Genomic DNA, 16,852 nt, shown 5'->3' on the forward strand with positions numbered 1-16,852 from the left:
CGAGCGGCCGCCGTTCCCGCCGAGCTGCGGACTGATCCAGAGGCCGGCCTACAAGGCCGGCTTTCAGGCCGCTCTACAGGCCGAGACCGGTCAGGACCATGACCCGCTCGTAGGTGTAGTCCTCCATCGCGAAGCGCACGCCCTCACGGCCCACACCGGACCGCTTGGCGCCGCCGTACGGCATCTGGTCGGCGCGGTAGGAGGGCACATCGCCGATGATCACTCCGCCGACCTCCAGCGCGCGGTGGGCGCGGAAGGCGGTCTGGACGTCGCGGGTGAACACGCCCGCCTGGAGGCCGTACTTGGACGCGTTGACGGCCGCGTACGCCGCCGCCTCGTCGTCGGCCCGCTGGACGGTCAGAACGGGGCCGAAGACCTCCTCGCAGGAGATCGTGACGTCCGCCGGGACGTCCGCGAGCACCGTCGGGGCGTAGCTGGCGCCGTCGCGCTTGCCGCCCGTCAGCAGCTGGGCACCGGCCTGGACGGCCTCGTCCACCCACGCCTCGACGCGCTGCGCGGCCTCCTCGCTGACCAGCGGGCCGACATCGGTGGCGTCGTCGGTCGGGTCACCGGTGACCTGCGCTTCGACGGCTGCGATGATCTTCGGCAGCAGCCGCTCGTAGACGGAAGCGTCCGCGATCACCCGCTGAACGGAGATGCAGGACTGGCCGCCCTGGTAGTTGGAGAAGGTGCCGATGCGAGTGGCGGCCCAGTCGAGGTCGGTCTCGGAGGCGAAGTCCCCGAGGACGACCGCCGCGCCGTTGCCGCCGAGCTCCAGTGTGCAGTGCTTGAGCGGCACCGACTCCTTGATGGCGTAACCGACCTTGTCCGAACCGGTGAAGGAGATGACCGGCAGCCGCTCGTCCTGGACCAGCGCGGGCATCCGGTCGTTGGGCACCGGCAGCACGCTCCAGGAACCCGCCGGGAGCTCGGTCTCGGCCAGCAGCTCACCCAGGACGATCGCGGAGAGCGGGGTCGCGGGCGCGGGCTTGAGGATGATCGGCGCGCCGACGGCGATGGCCGGGGCGACCTTGTGGGCGCACAGGTTCAACGGGAAGTTGAACGGCGCGATGCCCAGCACGGTGCCGCGCGGGAAGCGGCGGGTCAGCGCGAGACGGCCGACGCCACCGGCGTCGGTGTCCAGCCGCTGGGCCTCCCCGCCGTTGAACCGGCGGGCCTCCTCGGCCGCGAACCGGAAGACGGAGACGGCACGGCCGACCTCACCGCGCGCCCACTTCATGGGCTTGCCGTTCTCGTCGGAGATCAGCCGGGCGATCTCCTCGGTGCGCTCGGCGAGCCGCCGGGAGACATGGTCGAGCGCGGCGGCCCGGACATGGGCGGGCGTCGCGGCGAACTCGTCCCGGACGGCGTCCGCCGCGGCGACGGCCTCCTCGATCTGCGCCTCGGTGGGAACGCTCACCGCGCCGACGCGACGGCCGTCCCAGGGGGACGTGACCTCGAGCGTGCTCTCGCCCGTCGCCTTGCGGCCGGCGAGCCAGAACGCGTGGGTGACAGCTTCGGTTGTCTCTGGCACGGCGGATCCCGACCCTTCTGGAGTGGTGGGGTGATGGTGCGGATGTCTCTGCCTCCCACCGTAGGCGCGCGCGGCGCGCCGGGTGTTTGTCCGGGGCGTAGCAGTCGGCGGCGGGAGTGCTCCGCTATGGCGTGGCGGCGGGACGGCGGTCCGCGGTGGTCAGGAGGGGGTGCGGTGGCCGGGGAGGTCAGGGTGCGGTGGCCGGGGAGGTCGCCTTCAGGGCGAGCCACAGCTCCATCCGGACGTCCGGGTCGTCCAGGGAGCGGCCGAGGATCTCCTCGACCCGGCGCATGCGGTAGCGCAGGGTGTGCCGGTGAACGCCGAGGTCGGCGGCGGCCGCGTCCCACTGGCCATGGCGGGAGAGCCAGGCGCGCAGCGAGGCGACGAGATCGCCGCGGCCGGTGGCGTCGTGTTCGTGCAGGGCGCGCAGCATGCCATCGGCGAAGGCCCGTACGGCGTCGTCGGCGAGCAGCGGCAGCACCGAGCCCGCGGCCACCTGTTCATGCTCGACCAGCACCCGGCCGCGACGGCGCGCCACCGACAGCGCCTGCTCCGCCTGGCGGTAGGCGGTCGCGGCGGCGATGGGGCCCGCGGGGGCGGACATCCCGACGACCAGGTGGTCGCCCGGGGTGGTGCCGGCGGCGCGGTCGCGGGGGCGGGCGGCGGTGCCGCGGCGGTTCTCGATCGCCGCGGCGTGCTCCCCGCACACGGCGACGGCGGCGCCGCCGTCGGGGGCCAGCACGATCAGCCGTCCGCCGTCGGGCACGACGAGCACCGCTTCCCCGCTGCGGGCCGCGGCGGACTCCATCGCGTCGGCGAGGGTGGCGAGAGGGTCTGCGGCGACCGCCTCACCGCTCGCGGCGGGGACGGATCCGGTGTCGGCGGGGTGCTCGGCCGGGGCCTCGTCCGACGCGGCCGCGGAGGCCGGGACGGTCGGCGCGGCCCCGGGGCCGGACGCGGCGGTGCCGGGCACGGCGGATCCGGACTTGGCGGCGCCGGACGCCCCGGCACCGGGCGCGGCCTCGGCGACGAGCATCCGGAACGGCGCGTCCAGCAGACTTCCGTACAGCCGCCCGGCGACCGCCCGCGCGTGATCGGGCTCGCCCGCGAGCAGCATCCGCAGCACCGCGGCGCCGAGGCGCTGTTCGGCCTCCTGGAGGGCGCGGGACCGCTCGGTGGTCAAGGTCAGCAGCGCCACGGCGGAGTGCACGGCGTAGCGCTCGGCGGTGCCCAGCGGGGCGCCCGTGCCGACGGCGAGTACGCCCCGGGTACGGCGCCCGGTGCCCAGCGTCTGGAGCTCCACCCGGTCCGAGACGGCCGCGTCCGACGCGGACTCCGCGCCGTCCCCGCCGACCACGACGCTGGCGGGGGCGGGCCGGGCGTGCAGCCGCTCGACATCGGTGGTGAGCCGGGCGGCGCGGCGGGCGGCCCAGTCGGGCGCGGCGGCGACCACGGAGCCGGAGGCGTCGTAGAGGGCCGCCCAGCCGTCGAGATGGGAGGCGAGCCGGGCGAGCAGCGCGGCGGGGCCCTCGGCGCCGATGGCGGCGCGGGTCAGCTCGCGCTGTGCCTCGAACCCGGCGGTCACCGCCCGGTACTGGTCGGCGGCTATCGCCGCGGAGACGGCCTTGCTGATGGCGATGAAGGGCGTGCGGCGCGGCACGGCGAGCAGCGGCAGCCGCTCCTCCTTGGCCGCGGCCACCAGCGCGGCCGGGACCTCGTCGTACTTGACGCCGATCGCGAAGCCGAGCCCGACGACACCCGCGCCGACCAGCCGCCGCACATAGCGGCCCATCTCCTCCGGATCCTCGGCCCGGAGCTGCATCGCGGTGATGAGCAGCAGTTCGCCGCCGTCCATATAGGGCACGGGGTCGGCGAGCTCGCTGACATGGGCCCAGCGCACAGGTGTCTCCAGCCGGTCCTCGCCCGCGAGGACGGTCAGCTTGAGCGCGGTGTGGTGAACGAGAGAGGCGAGCGTGGGAGGCATGGCACCTTCGAAGCGAATGCGATGACTTCACCGCCCCGTATGAACGGCTACTGCCGATTCTGCCTCAATGGAGGAATCGGTGGAATCCGCGTCCGGAGTGCGGCGGGCGGCAGGCGGTGGCACCGCGGGCCGCGGCCGTACGCGGGGCTGGTACGGCGGTCGGCCCGCGCGCCGGGGGTGCATATATGCCGGTCCATGCGTCCCGGTCCGGGTGCGCCGGCCGATGTGCGCCGGCCGTGCATGTCATCCGCGGAGGTCCACCAGGACGGGAGGCCCGCCCTCGCCCCGTACGGAGGTGACGGACAGCACCGCGTGCCCGGCGGGGACGGAGTGCGCCAGCTCGGAGGCGGACCAGCGTTCGCGCTCCACCTTCCGCACGGTCACCGACTGGGTGGTCACGGCCTTGCCGGTGACCACCTTGCGGATGAAGTGCAGGACCTTGGTGAACGGCTCGTCCGAGATGATCTGCCGGTCGGTGATGTCCCGCGTCTCCACCCACTCCGTGCCCCACACCTCGGCGAACCGCGCCCCGTCCCAGGTCGTCACCCCGGCGTAGGCCATCCGGCAGCCGACCGCGCCGAGCAGCGCGCTGCGCAGCGCGTCGGGGACGTCGTCGAGGGTGCGGAGGGTGAGCACGGCACCGGCGTGGGCGGAGCGGAGGCGCTGGATGCCGCGCAGCGCCTCGGGGGTGATGGTGTGCGAGGCGTCGTCGAGGACGAGACAGGCGAAGAGCGAACGGTCGGCGCGGCCGACGGCGCACTCGGTGAACTGCGCGAGCACGAGCCGTGCGAGCATCCGGGACGCCTCGGCGTGACCGCGCTCGGGGAGGTCGATCCGGACGCGCAGCGGGTGTTCGAGGGCGCGCAGCGAGAACGGGCGGCGGTCGCCGGTGGTGTCGAAGAAGTCGGCGAAGGCGGGCCGGTCGAGCAGCGCGATCCGGTCGGCGAGCAGCGCGCCCGCGTCCCCGGGCGCCCCCGACTGACGCACCCGCGCCTCCAGCTCACGCGCCTGGGCGCGCTCCCCGGCGGCGTCGAGCGCTTCGCGGAGCGCGCCGACCGCCGTCTTCGAACCGTCGAGCAGCTCGCGCAGCTCGGGCACGGAGGGGAAGCGACCGTGGGCGGCGCGGTAGGGGCCGAGCAGCTGGGCCAGCGCGGTGGCGGCCCGGCGGCTGTCGCCGCCCGGGAGCGAGGCGGCCATGTCGCCGATGAGTGCCTCGGCGAGGATGCCCGCGGCCTCGTCGGGGTCGGTGGTGCCGCCGTAGAGGTCGAAGTCGTAGGCGGAGTCGGGGCGGCCGATCTTCACGACGACGTCGAACGCCTCGTCGCCCCCGAGCCCCGCCCCCGCGGGACCGACCGCGACGACGGCGGTCCGTCCGGCGAGTGCCTGGAGGCACAGCGACTCCACGACCGGCCGCACCAGCCGCCCGGTCTTCCCCGCACCGGGCGGCCCGACGGCGAGCAGCGAGGTGCCGAGCACATCGGGATCGAGGGCGAGGCCGACTCCGCGGTGGTGGTAGGGGTTGCGGGGGTCCTCGGGCGCGGTGCCGATACGGACCTGGTGGGCGATGAGGTCGTGGTGCGCCGTGCGCGCGGGCAGGTCGCGGGCGCCCGAGGGGTGGCCGTGGGCGGCGGCGCCGTGGCGCAGCACGGTGTCGGTGAAGGCCGCGAGCGAGTTCCGGCCGGCCCGCACGGCCTGCCAGGCGCGCTCGATCCGGGCGTGGTCGACGTCGTTCATCGCGCCGGCCCTCGCCTCGGCCGCCAGCCGGTCAGCCGCACTGTGCGCCCCGGCGGCCCGCAACTGCGGCCACTCGGCCGGATCGGTCTCGGGGTGAGCGGCGGCCTGGGCGGCGGCGCCGTTCGGATCGGCGGCGGGGTCGTCCCAGGCACGGCGGAAGAGGGGGGCGACGTAGCGGCGGAAGACTTCGCCCCAGTGGCCGACGCGGCTGAAGATGGCGGCGAGGATGGCGATGACAATGCCGATGTAGATGCGCTGTGCCCACCAGCCCGCTTCGGTGTTGCCGCCACGCTCGTACCAGGAATCTGGAGTCAGCAAGTACAGCGGCCAATTCCAATAGCCGCCGAGATATCCGTTCCAGAGCAGCGACCACACCAGCCAGCCGCAGAGAGCGGAGATCAACGCACCACCGAGCAGACGACGCCCGGGGATCCGGTCGGGATCCTCCGGTGGTTTCGGCTTGTACTCGTACGTCCAGACACCCGGGCCCGCCCCGGGGCGGGGGGCGCGCAGCCAGGTGAGGAAGGACGGGCGTGCGGCGGCGCCCGGGACCGTGCCGGGGCTCGTCGAGGGCATCGGCGGCGGGCCCGCGGGCCGGTCCACGGGCGGGGTGGGCGGATGCGACGGCGGTGCCTGGCCGGGGGGCGGCGGGACCGCTCGGCTGCCCTGGGGCGGGGTGGTGGGGGCCGCGGGGTAGGGGGGTGGGGTCGGGGGCGCGGGGGTTGGCACCGCATCGCGCCGCGTGCCGCGTGAATCGAACGTGCCCTCGGTGTCCATGTGCTGCCCCTTGCCCCCTGACCGGCTGTGCCTGTGCTGACGCGCACCGCTCAATCTAGTGTTCCCGCCCGGGGAGTTCAGCGACCCGGCCGGTACGAGGTCTCCCGAGCCGCCCGTCGGCCGCCCTCTCGGCCACCCTCCCAGCCGCCCACCCGGCCACCTCCCCCGCCGCCCCGCGGAGTGCCCGCCGCTATGGCCGCCGCGGACAACGCAACACGCGCACTGCTACCGAACGGAACATGCCTGATCCACCCCAGCGCGCCTAGCCTGCGAAGAAGCGACCGATCTGCCTCGACCGACGACCCGCCTTCGTTCCGGGCAGGTGAAGCAGTTCCGATAGCTCCCATAGTTCCGATGGTCGAGACATCTCAGACCCCCGCCCCTCCTCCCCCCTGGAGCACCTCATGACCGCACTGTCCGGAGGCCCGTCCCTCCCCCAGGAGCGCCGCGTCGTCACCGCGATCCCCGGCCCGAAGTCCCAGGAGCTGCTCGCCCGCAAGACCGCGACGGTCGCCGACGGGGTCGGCAATGTGCTGCCGGTCTTCACCGTGCGCGCGGGCGGCGGGGTGATCGAGGACGTGGACGGGAACTCGCTCATCGACTTCGGCTCCGGTATCGCCGTGACCTCGGTCGGCTCCAGCGCGGAGGCCGTCGTACGCCGGGCCTCGGCTCAGCTGGCCGACTTCACCCACACCTGTTTCATGGTCACGCCGTACGAGGGCTATGTGGAGGTCTGCGAGGAGCTGGCCGCGCTCACCCCCGGTGACCACGCCAAGAAGTCGGCGCTGTTCAACTCCGGCGCCGAGGCGGTGGAGAACGCGGTGAAGATCGCCCGCTCTTACACCAAGCGCCAGGCGGTCGTCGTCTTCGACCACGGCTATCACGGCCGCACCAACCTCACCATGGCGCTCACCGCCAAGAACATGCCGTACAAGCACGGTTTCGGGCCCTTCGCCCCCGAGGTCTACCGCGTTCCGCTCGCCTACCCCTACCGCTGGCTGACCGGTGCGGAGAACTGTGCCGAGGAGGCCGCGGCGCAGGCCATCGACATGATCAGCAAGCAGGTCGGGGCGGAGAACGTGGCCGCGATCGTCATTGAGCCGATCGCCGGCGAGGGCGGCTTCATCGAGCCCGCCAAGGGCTTCCTGCCCAGGATCCTGGAGTTCGCCCGCGCCAACGGCATCGTCTTCGTCGCCGACGAGATCCAGACCGGTTTCTGCCGTACCGGCCAGTGGTTCGCCTGTGAGGACGAGGGCGTCGTCCCGGACCTGATCACCACCGCCAAGGGCATCGCGGGCGGTCTGCCGCTCGCCGCCGTCACCGGCCGCGCCGAGATCATGGACGCCGCGCACTCCGGCGGCCTCGGCGGCACCTACGGCGGCAACCCGGTGGCGTGCGCCGCCGCCCTCGGCTCGATCGAGACCATGCGCGAGCTGGACCTCAACTCCAGGGCCCGGCGCATCGAGGAGGTCATGAAGGGCCGCCTCTCCGCGATGCAGGAGAAGTACGACATCATCGGCGACCTCCGCGGCCGCGGCGCGATGATCGCGATCGAACTGGTGAAGTCCGGCACCAAGGACCCCAACCCCGAGGCGACCGCCGCCGTGGCCAAGGCCTGCCACTCCGCCGGGCTGGTGGTTCTGACCTGCGGAACCTACGGAAATGTGCTGCGTTTCCTGCCCCCGCTGGTGATCGGCGAGGAGCTGCTCAACGAGGGTCTGGACATCATCGAGAGCGCCTTCGCCAAGCTGTGACCGTGCGTGATCGATGAGTGGCGTGAAGAAGATGTGCGGGGCCGATGACAGGAGGGTGATCGGCCTGTCGGGCGGAGCTCCGCTGCCGTACGGTCATTGCAGATGAGAGAAACACCCCGCTCGCAGGGGACTGCGGGCGACGCCGAGCCGGTGCTTCCCCAGCCCCGACCCGGCTGTGCCCTCGCGCACACCGCTGGAGCCTCTGGCTCCAGATCTCCTCACCGATCGGACGGCCGCCCGCCCCAAACCCCCCGGGGCGCGCGGCACACCGGTCGCCACGGCGGCCCCGGAACCACCCCCCCTGTTCCGGGGCCGCCGACCGTTTCCTCCCGTTCCTCCCCTTCCTGCCGTTCCTGCCGTTCCTGCCGTTCTTCCCGTTCTTCCCGTTCTTTCTTCTCTCGCTCCTCCGTCTTCTTCACACCCGCCGCGCTGCTCGCCCTCCTCGCGCTGTGCACCTGGCAGATCGCCTCCCACGGTCCGCTGCGCTCCCTGGACGAGCGGCTCGGCCGGGCGATCGCCGGATCCGCCGTCCCCTCCCCCGTCGCCGGGTTCCTCGCGGACCTCGGCCATACGGCGGTGGCGCTCCCGGTGCTCGGCGCCGCCCTCGGCTGGGCGCTGTGGCGTGCCCGGCGTACGGGCGCGGCCCGCTGGTGGCTCCCGGCCCTCACCGCCGCGGTGGCGATGGCGGCGGTCCCGGCGCTGGTCGTCCCGTTCAAGGCGCTGATCGGCCGCCCGGGGCCGCCCGGACCGCCGGCGGACGAGACCGGCTTCTTCCCCTCCGGGCACACCGCGACGGCCGCGGTCGCCTACGGTGCCGCGGCCCTGCTGCTGTGCCCGCGCCCGGGGCAGCGGCTACGGCGCACGGTCCTCGCGGCCGTCGCCCTCCTCAACGTCGGCGTGGGGGTGGGGCTGGTGCGGTGCGCGTACCACTGGCCGCTCGATGTGGTCGCCAGTTGGTGTGTGACCGGCTGTCTGCTGTGGGCGGTGGTACGGCTGAGCCGGTCGAGCCACCTGAGCCGGCCGAGCCGGTCGGCCCCCGCCTCCGAGGCCCCCGGAACCACCGCGACGACCCCACCGAGCTGAACAAGGGCACATGGCCGGGGCCGGAGCCCGGCGGACACACCACCGGACCCCGGCCCCAGGAAGCAGGTACGGGAGCAGGTACAGGACAGGTACAGGAGGGCCGAAGCCCCGGACCTCAGCTGTCGAAGCCCAGCCCCACCTTGTCCATCGCCTTCAGCCACACGTTCCGGCGGCCGCCGTTCTCGTCCGCGCGGGTCATCGACCACTGCGTGATCCCGATGCCCGCCCAGCGCACCGGCTCCGGCGGGAACGGCAGCGGCTTGCTGCGCACCATCTCCAGCCGGGTGCGCTCACTCCGCTCGCCGCCGAGCAGATCGAGCATCACCTCCGCGCCGAAACGGGTCGCCCCGACACCGAGCCCTGTGTACCCGAGGGCGTAGGCCACCCGTCCCCCGTGCGCGCTGCCGAAGAACGCGGAGAAGCGCGAACAGGTGTCGATCGCACCGCCCCACGCGTGGCTGAAGCGCACGCCCTCCAGCTGCGGGAAGCAGCGGAAGAAGTGCCGGGCCAGGGTGCGGTAGGTGGCCGGGCGGTGGTCGTACTCGGCACGCACCCGGCCGCCGTAGCGGTAGATGATGTCGTAGCCGCCCCACAGGATGCGGTGGTCGGCGGTGATCCGGAAGTAGTGGAAGTGGTTGTTGGTGTCGCTCAGCCCCTGCCGCCGCTTCCAGCCGATCGCGTCGAGCTGCTCCTCGGTCAGCGGCTCGGTCATCAGCGCGTGGTCGTAGACGGGCACGACGTACGGGCGGACGCGGCGCACCAGGGCGGGGAAGGCGTTGGTGGCGAGCGCCACCTGGCGGGCGCGCACCCGGCCGTACGGGGTGCGGACCGCCATGGCCGCCCCGGCGCTCGCCAGCCGCTCGGCCGGGGTGTGCTCGTAGATCCGTACGCCCAGTTCGGCGCAGGCGCGCTTCAGCCCCCAGGCCAGCTTGGCGGGGTGCACCATCGCCACGCCCTTGCGGTCCCACAGCCCGGCGAGGAACGTCGGTGAGTCGACCTCGGCGCGTACCGCGTCGCGGTCGAGGAACTGCTGCTCCGCGACACCGAGCCGGGCGGCCAGTTCGGCGGTCTCGCGCAGTTCCTCGATCTGGTGCGGCTCGGTGGCCACGTCGATCTCGCCGGTGCGCTCGAAGTCGCAGTCGATGCCGTAGCGGGCGACGGCGGCCTCGATCCCGTCGAGGTTCCGGTGGCCGAGCCGTTCGAGTTCGGCCTGTTCACCGGGCCAGCGGGCCAGGCCGTTGCCGAGGCCGTGGGTGATGGAGGCGGCGCAGAAGCCGCCGTTGCGCCCGGAGGCGGCCCAGCCGACCTCCTGGCCCTCGAGCAGCACCACATCGCGGCCGGGGTCGCGCTCCTTGGCGATCAGCGCGGTCCACAGTCCGCTGTAGCCGCCGCCGATGACCAGCAGATCGCACGTCTCGTCCCCGACGAGGGCGGGACGGGCGCGGGGCCGGCCGGGGTCCTCCAGCCAGTACGGGGTGTACGCGGCGTCGGCCAGGGATTCCAGGACGGACGGTCCGGGGGTGCTGCCCCCGGCAGAGCGCGTCATGGCGTCTGCGGCCATGGTTCTCAGCTCCTCTTGCGGCGGGTGCCGGCCAGTTGACCGGCGAGGACGCACAGCACCGCGATCGCGAACATCGCCGTTCCGATCACATTGATCTGCACGGGTGTACCGCGCTGCGCGGATCCCCACACGAACATGGGGAAGGTCACGGTCGATCCGGCGTTGAAGTTGGTGATGATGAAGTCGTCGAAGGAGAGCGCGAAGGACAGCAGCGCACCGGCGGCGATACCGGGGGCGGCGATCGGCAGGGTGACGCGCAGGAAGGTCTGCGCCGGGGAGGCGTAGAGGTCCTGGGCGGCCTGTTCCAGCCGGGGGTCCATGCTCATCACCCGCGCCTTGACGGCCGTCACGACGAAGCTCAGGCAGAACATGATGTGGGCGATGAGGATCGTCCAGAAGCCGAAGTCCACGCCCATGTTGAGGAAGAGGGTGGCGAGCGAGGCCGCCATGACGACCTCGGGCATCGCCATCGGCAGGAAGATCAGGCTGTTGACTGCCGGGCGGGCCCGGAAGCGGTACCGGGCCAGCGCGAAGGCGATCATGGTGCCCAGGACGGTGGCGCCGATGGTGGCCCACACCGCGATCTTCAGGCTCAGCGAGAGCGAGCCGCACAGGTCGGCGACACCGCAGGGGTCGGTCCAGGCGTCGGTGGAGAACCGCTGCCATTCGTAGTTGAACCGGCCGTTGGGCTTGTTGAAGGAGAAGATCAGGACGACGACGTTGGGCAGGATCAGATACGCGAGCGTGCCGAGCCCCGCGATGACGACCAGGTTCCGCCGTATCCAGCGTGTCAGAGCCATCAGACCAGATCCTCCGTCCCGGACTTGCGGATGTAGACGGTGACCATCCCGAGGATCGCCGCCATGAGGATGAAGGACAGCGCCGCGGCCGTCGGGTAGTCGAGTACCCGCAGGAACTGCGACTGGATGACGTTGCCGACCATCTTCTGGTCGGTGGAGCCCAGCAGCTCGGCGTTGATGTAGTCGCCCGCGGCCGGGATGAAGGTGAGCAGGGTGCCCGCGACGACGCCCGGCATGGACAGCGGGAAGGTCACCTTGCGGAAGATGGTGAAGGGCTTGGCGTAGAGGTCGCCTGCCGCCTCGTGCAGCCTGCCGTCGATGCGCTCCAGCGAGCTGTAGAGCGGAAGGATCATGAAGGGCAGGAAGTTGTACGTCAGACCGCAGACCACGGCCAGCGGTGTGGCCAGCACCCGTTCGCCCTCGGTGAGCCCGAGCTGACTGGTGACGTCCAGGATGTGCAGGGAGTTCAGGACGCCGACCACCGGGCCGCTGTCGGACAGGATGGTCTTCCAGGCCAGCGTGCGGATCAGGAAGCTGGTGAAGAACGGCGCGATGACCAGGATCATCACCAGGTTGCGCCAGCGGCCCGCGCGGAACGCGATGAGGTACGCGAGCGGGTAGCCGAGCAGCAGGCACAGCACGGTGGCGGTCGCCGCGTACATCACCGAGCGCAGGAACTGCGGGTAGTACTCGGTGAGGGCGTCCCAGTAGGTCTGGAAGTGCCAGGTGACCTTGAAGCCCTCTTCGAGGGAGCCGGTCTGGACCGAGGTGGACGCCTGGTAGACCAGCGGTGCCGCGAAGAAGATCACCAGCCACAGGATGCCGGGGAACAGCAGCCAGTAGGGGACCAGCTTCTTGCGGCGCGCGGCCTTGCGGACGCCCGCCGGGGCTGCCGGGGGCGGCGCCGGTGGTGCCGTCTCGGGGGCGGTGGTCGCGCTCACGCCGCCTCCTCGTCCAGTTCCGTGCCCGCGTCGATGTCCTGGGCGGCGTCGAGGCCGAAGGTGTGCGCCGGATTCCAGTGCAGGACGACCTCGGCGCCGGGGACCAGCCGCGGATCGCGTTCGATGTTCTGCTCGTAGACGGCGATCTCGGGGCAGTCCGGGGTCTGCACGACGTACTGGGTGGAGACGCCGATGAAGCTGGAGTCGGCGATCCGGCCGGTGATCCGGTTGCGTCCGTCGGCGACGCTGTCGGCGTCCTCGGCGTGGGTGAGGGAGATCTTCTCCGGGCGTACGCCGACGAGCACCTTGCCGCCGGTGCGCACCGGTGCGGTACATCGGGCGGCGGGCAGCGCCAGCTTGCCGCCCGCGGTGCTCAGCACCAGGTCGCCGCCGCTCTTGTCGGTGATCTCGGCCTCGATGAGGTTGGAGGTGCCGAGGAAGTTGGCGACGAAGGTGGTGCCGGGGTCCTCGTAGAGCTCGGCGGGGGCACCCTGCTGCTCGACGCGGCCGCCGTTCATCACCGCGACCGTGTCGGCCATGGTCATGGCCTCCTCCTGGTCGTGGGTGACATGTACGAAGGTGATGCCGACCTCGGTCTGGATGCGCTTGAGCTCGAGCTGCATCTGCCGGCGCAGCTTCAGGTCGAGGGCGCCCAGGGGCTCGTCGAGGAGCAGCACCCGGGGGTGGTTGATCAGGGCGCGGGCGACGGCGACGCGCTGCTGCTGGCCGCCGGAGAGCTGCTGGGGCTTGCGGCGGGCGAAGTCGCCGAGCTGGACCAGTTCCAGCATCTCGTCGACCTGCTTCTTCACCGATTTGATACCGCGTCTGCGCAGACCGAAGGCGACGTTCTCGTAGATGTCGAGGTGCGGGAAGAGGGCGTAGCTCTGGAAGACGGTGTTGACCGGCCGCTTGTGCGGCGGCAGGGCGGTGACGTCGTTCCCGGCGAGCCGGACGGTGCCGGTCGTCGGGTCCTCCAGGCCCGCGATCATGCGCAGGGTGGTGGTCTTGCCGCATCCGGAGGCGCCGAGCAGGGCGAAGAAGGAACCGGCGGGTATATCCAGGTCGAGCGGATGGACGGCCGTGAAGGATCCGTAGGTCTTGCTGAGCCCGGTCAGACGGACGTCGCCGCCGGCGGCCGGGGTGGCACTGGGGTCGGTCATGGGTGGCTTCCCTCGTCTGTCAGGCGCCGGTGAGCTTGGCGAACTTTTCCTCGAAGGCTGTCTCTTCCTTGCTCGACAGTGAGCGGAAGGCATGTGACTTGGCGGTCATCTCCTCGTCGGGGATGATCAGGGGGTTGTCCGCCAGGTCCTTGTCGATCTTCGCGAGCTCTTCGCGGACTCCGTCGACCGGGCAGACGTAGTTGATGTAGGCGGCGACCTTCGCGGCGACCTTGGGCTCGTAGTAGTAGTCGATGAGCCGCTCGGCGTTCTTCTTGTGGCGCGCCTTGCTCGGGACCAGCAGGTTGTCGGTGGAGGTCATATAGCCCGCGTCCGGGATGGTGAACTCCACCTGGGGCTTGTCCAGTTGCAGCTGGACGAGGTCGCCCGCCCAGGCCACGCATGCCGCCAGGTCGCCATTGCCGAGGTCGCCGGTGTACTCACCGCCGGTGAACTTGCGGATCTGCCCCCGGTCCACGGCCTTCTGGATCCGGGCGATGGCGGCGTCGTAGTCGTCGGCGGTGACGTTCTCCGGCCGCTTGCCCATGTCGAGCAGGGTCAGCCCGACGGTGTCGCGCATCTCGGTCAGCATGCCGACCCGGCCCTTGAGCTTCGGGTCCTCCAGGAGCTGCGAGATGGAGGTGATCTTGCGGCCGCCGGTGGCCTTCTTGTTGTACGCGATGACGGCGGGGATACCCGTCCAGGTGTAGGAGTAGGCGCGGCCCGGGTCCCAGTCGGGGCTGCGGAAGCCCTCTGCCAGATTGGCGTAGGCGTGCGGCAGGTTGGCCGCGTCCAGCTTCTGCATCCAGCCCAGCTTGATCATGCGGGCCGCCAGCCAGTCGGTGACGCAGATGAGGTCACGGCCGGTGCTCTGGCCCGCCGCCAGCTGCGGCTTGACCTTCCCGAAGAACTCCACGTTGTCGTTGATGTCCTCGGTGTACTTCACCGCGATGCCGGTGCGCCGCCGGAACTCCTCCAGCGTGGGGTGGTGCTTCTTGTCATCGCTGATGTCCATGTACTCCGCCCAGTTGGAGAAGTTGATCCGCTTCTCCTCGTCGGAGTGGTCATCCGAGGGGTTGTCCGCCTCGGCGCGCCCCGCGGGCGGGATACCGCAGCCGCTCAGCGCCCCGAGCCCGCCGATGGCGAACGCTCCGGCGCCGCCCGCGCGCAGCAGGCCGCGGCGGGTCAGTGCCATCCGGCCGCTGGTCATGCTGCGGCGGATCGCGGCGATCTGCGGTGGGGACAGGCTCTCGGGCTCGTGCGTCGGTTCCATGAAGCTGTGCCTTTCGAGGGTGTCGGCAGGTCTCGGCCGGCCGATGGCCACACGCGGTGGCCGCACGAATCAGATCTCTCGGTCCCCGAAGACCGTGCGGTGCCAGTCCTTGCGGACCTCCGCCGTGTTGTCGAACATCACATGCTTGACCTGGGTGTACTCCTCGAAGGAGTAGGCCGACATGTCCTTGCCGTAGCCGGAGGCGCGCATCCCGCCGTGCGGCATCTCGCTGAGGATCGGGATGTGGTCGTTGATCCACACGCATCCGGCCTTGATCTCGCGGGAGGCGCGGTTGGTCCGGTAGACGTCCCGGCTCCAGGCGGAGGCGGCGAGGCCGTAGGGGGTGTCGTTGGCCAGGGCCAGGCCCTCGTCGTCGGTGTCGAAGGGGAGGACGACCAGGACCGGGCCGAAGATCTCGGACTGGACGATCTCGCTGTCCTGGGGGGCGCCGGTGATGAGGGTGGGCCGGTAGTAGGCGCCCTTGGCGAGATCGCCGCCGGGGGCCTCACCGCCGGTGACGACGGTGGCGTAGCCGCGGGCCCGCTCGACGAATCCCGCGACGCGGTCGCGTTGGGTCTGCGAGATGAGCGGGCCGAGGTCGGTGTGCGGGTCGAAGGGGTCGCCGAGGCGGACGGAGGCCATCAGATCGGCGACGGCGGCCACGAACGCGTCGTACAGCGGACGCTGGACATAGGCGCGGGTGGCCGCGGTGCAGTCCTGGCCGGTGTTGATCAGGGCGCCCGCGACGGCGCCGTGGGCGGCGGCCTCGACGTCCGCGTCGTCGAAGACGACGAAGGGCGCCTTGCCGCCGAGTTCGAGGTGGAGCCGCTTGACGGTGGCGGTGGCCAGTTCGGCCACCCGCTTGCCGACCGCGGTCGATCCGGTGAAGGAGGCCATGGCCACGCCGGGGTGGCCGACCAGATGTTCACCGGCCTCCTGGCCGGTACCGGTCACGATGTTGACCACACCGCCCGGAATACCCGCCTCGGTGGCCGCCTGCGCGAACATCAGCGAGGTCAGGGGGGTGAGTTCGGCGGGCTTGAGGACGATGGTGTTGCCCGCGGCGATGGCCGGGAGGACCTTCCACGCCGCCATCTGGAGCGGGTAGTTCCAGGGGGCGATGGAGCCGACGACACCGATCGGCTCGCGGCGGATGTACGAGGTGTGGTCACCGCTGTACTCGGCGGCGGCCTTGCCCTCCAGATGGCGGGCGGCGCCCGCGAAGAAGGCGGTGTTGTCGATGCTGCCGGGGACATCGAACTCGGTGCTGAGCTTGATCGGCTTACCGCACTGCAACGACTCGGCACGGGCGAGTTCCTCCGCCCGCTCCCCGAGCGCGGCGGCGAACCGGTGCATGGCGTCCGACCGCTCACCGGGGGTGGCGCCGGCCCATACGGGAAAGGCGGCCTCCGCCGCCGCCACTGCGTCGTCGACATCGGCCGGACCGGCGAGCCGGTAGGTGTACACCTGCTCGCCGGTGGCCGGGTCGACGACCGCGTGTATGCGTTCCGAGCCGCCCGTGCGCAGCCGTCCCGCAATGTACTGCGCGCCCTGGGCGAACCGCTCCGTCACATCGAACCGCTGATCCATCGCGTGCTCTCCTCCGCCGGTCGCCCCGCGGGGCACGGCGTCGCTCCAACCGGAATCGAAGGCCGATCCTGACAGAGGACCTTCTCTTCAACAAGGGATTCCGTTGTTGCTTTTTAGTTTCGCGACGGATTCAGTGATCGGATAGGGCCGGAGGTCACCGATTCCGGGCTAGAACACGGAGTCGATGGCGGCGTCCAGCGCGGCGAGGTAGATGGCCGGGATGACCATGCCGATGATGCCGCAGACCAGCCCGGCGGTCGCCGAGCCCCCGTTGGCCGCCTCGCCCCGGCTGACCTTGCCCTTGCCGATGGCGCCGAAGATGATCGCGAGGATGCCGAGGATGACCGCGAAGACCCACAGGAAGTAGGTGATCCCGCAGACCAGGCCGATGATGCCGCAGACCAGGGCGGCGGTGCCCATGCCGTTGCTCTGCTGCACGGGCATCCCGGTCTGCCCCGGGTGGACCGGCGGCGCGGCGGGGTAGCCGCCGCCTCCGGCGGGGTACTGCGGTGGCGCGGGTGGGGGCTGGTACCCCTGCTGGGGCGCGGAGTAGGGCTGGTTGGGGTCGTACGGGCCCTGCTGCGGGCCCGGCGTGCTGGTGGACATCGGTGGTCTCCCCTCCTGGTGAATATCGGCCAATGCTATGGGCATGACGCACGTCCGG

The 16,852-nt window shown here is 71.7% G+C and carries 12 protein-coding genes; 2 read left to right on the forward strand and 10 right to left on the reverse strand.

Translation table 11 applies throughout. The annotated features are described in order from the left end of the window. Positions 1-73 precede the first annotated feature (73 nt). From HUT19_RS11330 to HUT19_RS11340, 3 genes are all read right to left on the reverse strand, one after another. Complete coding sequence (locus tag HUT19_RS11330) at positions 74-1,534, reverse strand: aldehyde dehydrogenase family protein (protein WP_176180350.1); 1,461 nt, start codon at positions 1,532-1,534, stop codon at positions 74-76. Positions 1,535-1,721: 187 nt separating this feature from the next. Continuing rightward, complete coding sequence (locus HUT19_RS11335) at positions 1,722-3,518, reverse strand: PucR family transcriptional regulator (RefSeq protein ID WP_176180351.1); 1,797 nt, start codon at positions 3,516-3,518, stop codon at positions 1,722-1,724. Positions 3,519-3,761: 243 nt separating this feature from the next. Continuing rightward, positions 3,762-6,029, reverse strand: a complete 2,268-nt coding sequence (locus tag HUT19_RS11340; protein ID WP_176180352.1) for an ATP-binding protein — start codon at positions 6,027-6,029, stop codon at positions 3,762-3,764. Positions 6,030-6,433: 404 nt separating this feature from the next. Between HUT19_RS11340 and gabT the strand changes: the two genes are divergently transcribed. Both gabT and HUT19_RS44240 read left to right on the forward strand, forming a co-directional pair. Next, complete coding sequence (gene gabT / locus HUT19_RS11345) at positions 6,434-7,783, forward strand: 4-aminobutyrate--2-oxoglutarate transaminase (protein WP_176180353.1); 1,350 nt, start codon at positions 6,434-6,436, stop codon at positions 7,781-7,783. A 576-nt stretch (positions 7,784-8,359) separates the two neighbouring features. Further along, positions 8,360-8,866, forward strand: a complete 507-nt coding sequence (locus HUT19_RS44240) for a phosphatase PAP2 family protein (protein WP_368661688.1) — start codon at positions 8,360-8,362, stop codon at positions 8,864-8,866. A gap of 115 nt (positions 8,867-8,981) precedes the next feature. Here the strand turns inward: HUT19_RS44240 and HUT19_RS11355 are convergent, their stop codons facing one another. The 7 genes from HUT19_RS11355 to HUT19_RS11385 form a co-directional block, all read right to left on the reverse strand. Next, positions 8,982-10,412, reverse strand: a complete 1,431-nt coding sequence (locus HUT19_RS11355) for an FAD-binding oxidoreductase (RefSeq protein WP_176186756.1) — start codon at positions 10,410-10,412, stop codon at positions 8,982-8,984. 20 nt (positions 10,413-10,432) lie between these two features. Continuing rightward, a complete protein-coding gene (locus HUT19_RS11360; protein WP_176180355.1) occupies positions 10,433-11,227 on the reverse strand; it encodes an ABC transporter permease in 795 nt (264 codons plus the stop codon). Continuing rightward, positions 11,227-12,168 carry an ABC transporter permease gene (locus tag HUT19_RS11365; RefSeq protein ID WP_176180356.1) on the reverse strand — a complete coding sequence of 314 codons (942 nt, stop codon included), beginning with the start codon at positions 12,166-12,168 and terminating at the stop codon, positions 11,227-11,229. The genes HUT19_RS11360 and HUT19_RS11365 overlap by 1 nt, the downstream gene beginning before the upstream one ends. Next, on the reverse strand, positions 12,165-13,328 hold the full coding sequence (locus HUT19_RS11370) for an ABC transporter ATP-binding protein (RefSeq protein WP_176180357.1): 1,164 nt from the start codon (positions 13,326-13,328) through the stop codon (positions 12,165-12,167). The genes HUT19_RS11365 and HUT19_RS11370 overlap by 4 nt, the downstream gene beginning before the upstream one ends. A 19-nt stretch (positions 13,329-13,347) precedes the next feature. Next, on the reverse strand, positions 13,348-14,598 hold the full coding sequence (locus HUT19_RS11375; protein WP_176180358.1) for a spermidine/putrescine ABC transporter substrate-binding protein: 1,251 nt from the start codon (positions 14,596-14,598) through the stop codon (positions 13,348-13,350). 69 nt (positions 14,599-14,667) lie between these two features. Beyond that, positions 14,668-16,188 (reverse strand): gamma-aminobutyraldehyde dehydrogenase, encoded by a 1,521-nt coding sequence (locus HUT19_RS11380; protein ID WP_176180359.1) that lies wholly within the window; start codon positions 16,186-16,188, stop codon positions 14,668-14,670. Positions 16,189-16,356: 168 nt separating this feature from the next. Beyond that, positions 16,357-16,794: a DUF4190 domain-containing protein gene (locus tag HUT19_RS11385; RefSeq protein ID WP_176180360.1), complete on the reverse strand. Its 438-nt coding sequence runs from the start codon at positions 16,792-16,794 to the stop codon at positions 16,357-16,359. Positions 16,795-16,852: the final 58 nt, after the last annotated feature.

This window comes from Streptomyces sp. NA02950 (assembly GCF_013364155.1).
Taxonomy (GTDB): domain Bacteria; phylum Actinomycetota; class Actinomycetes; order Streptomycetales; family Streptomycetaceae; genus Streptomyces.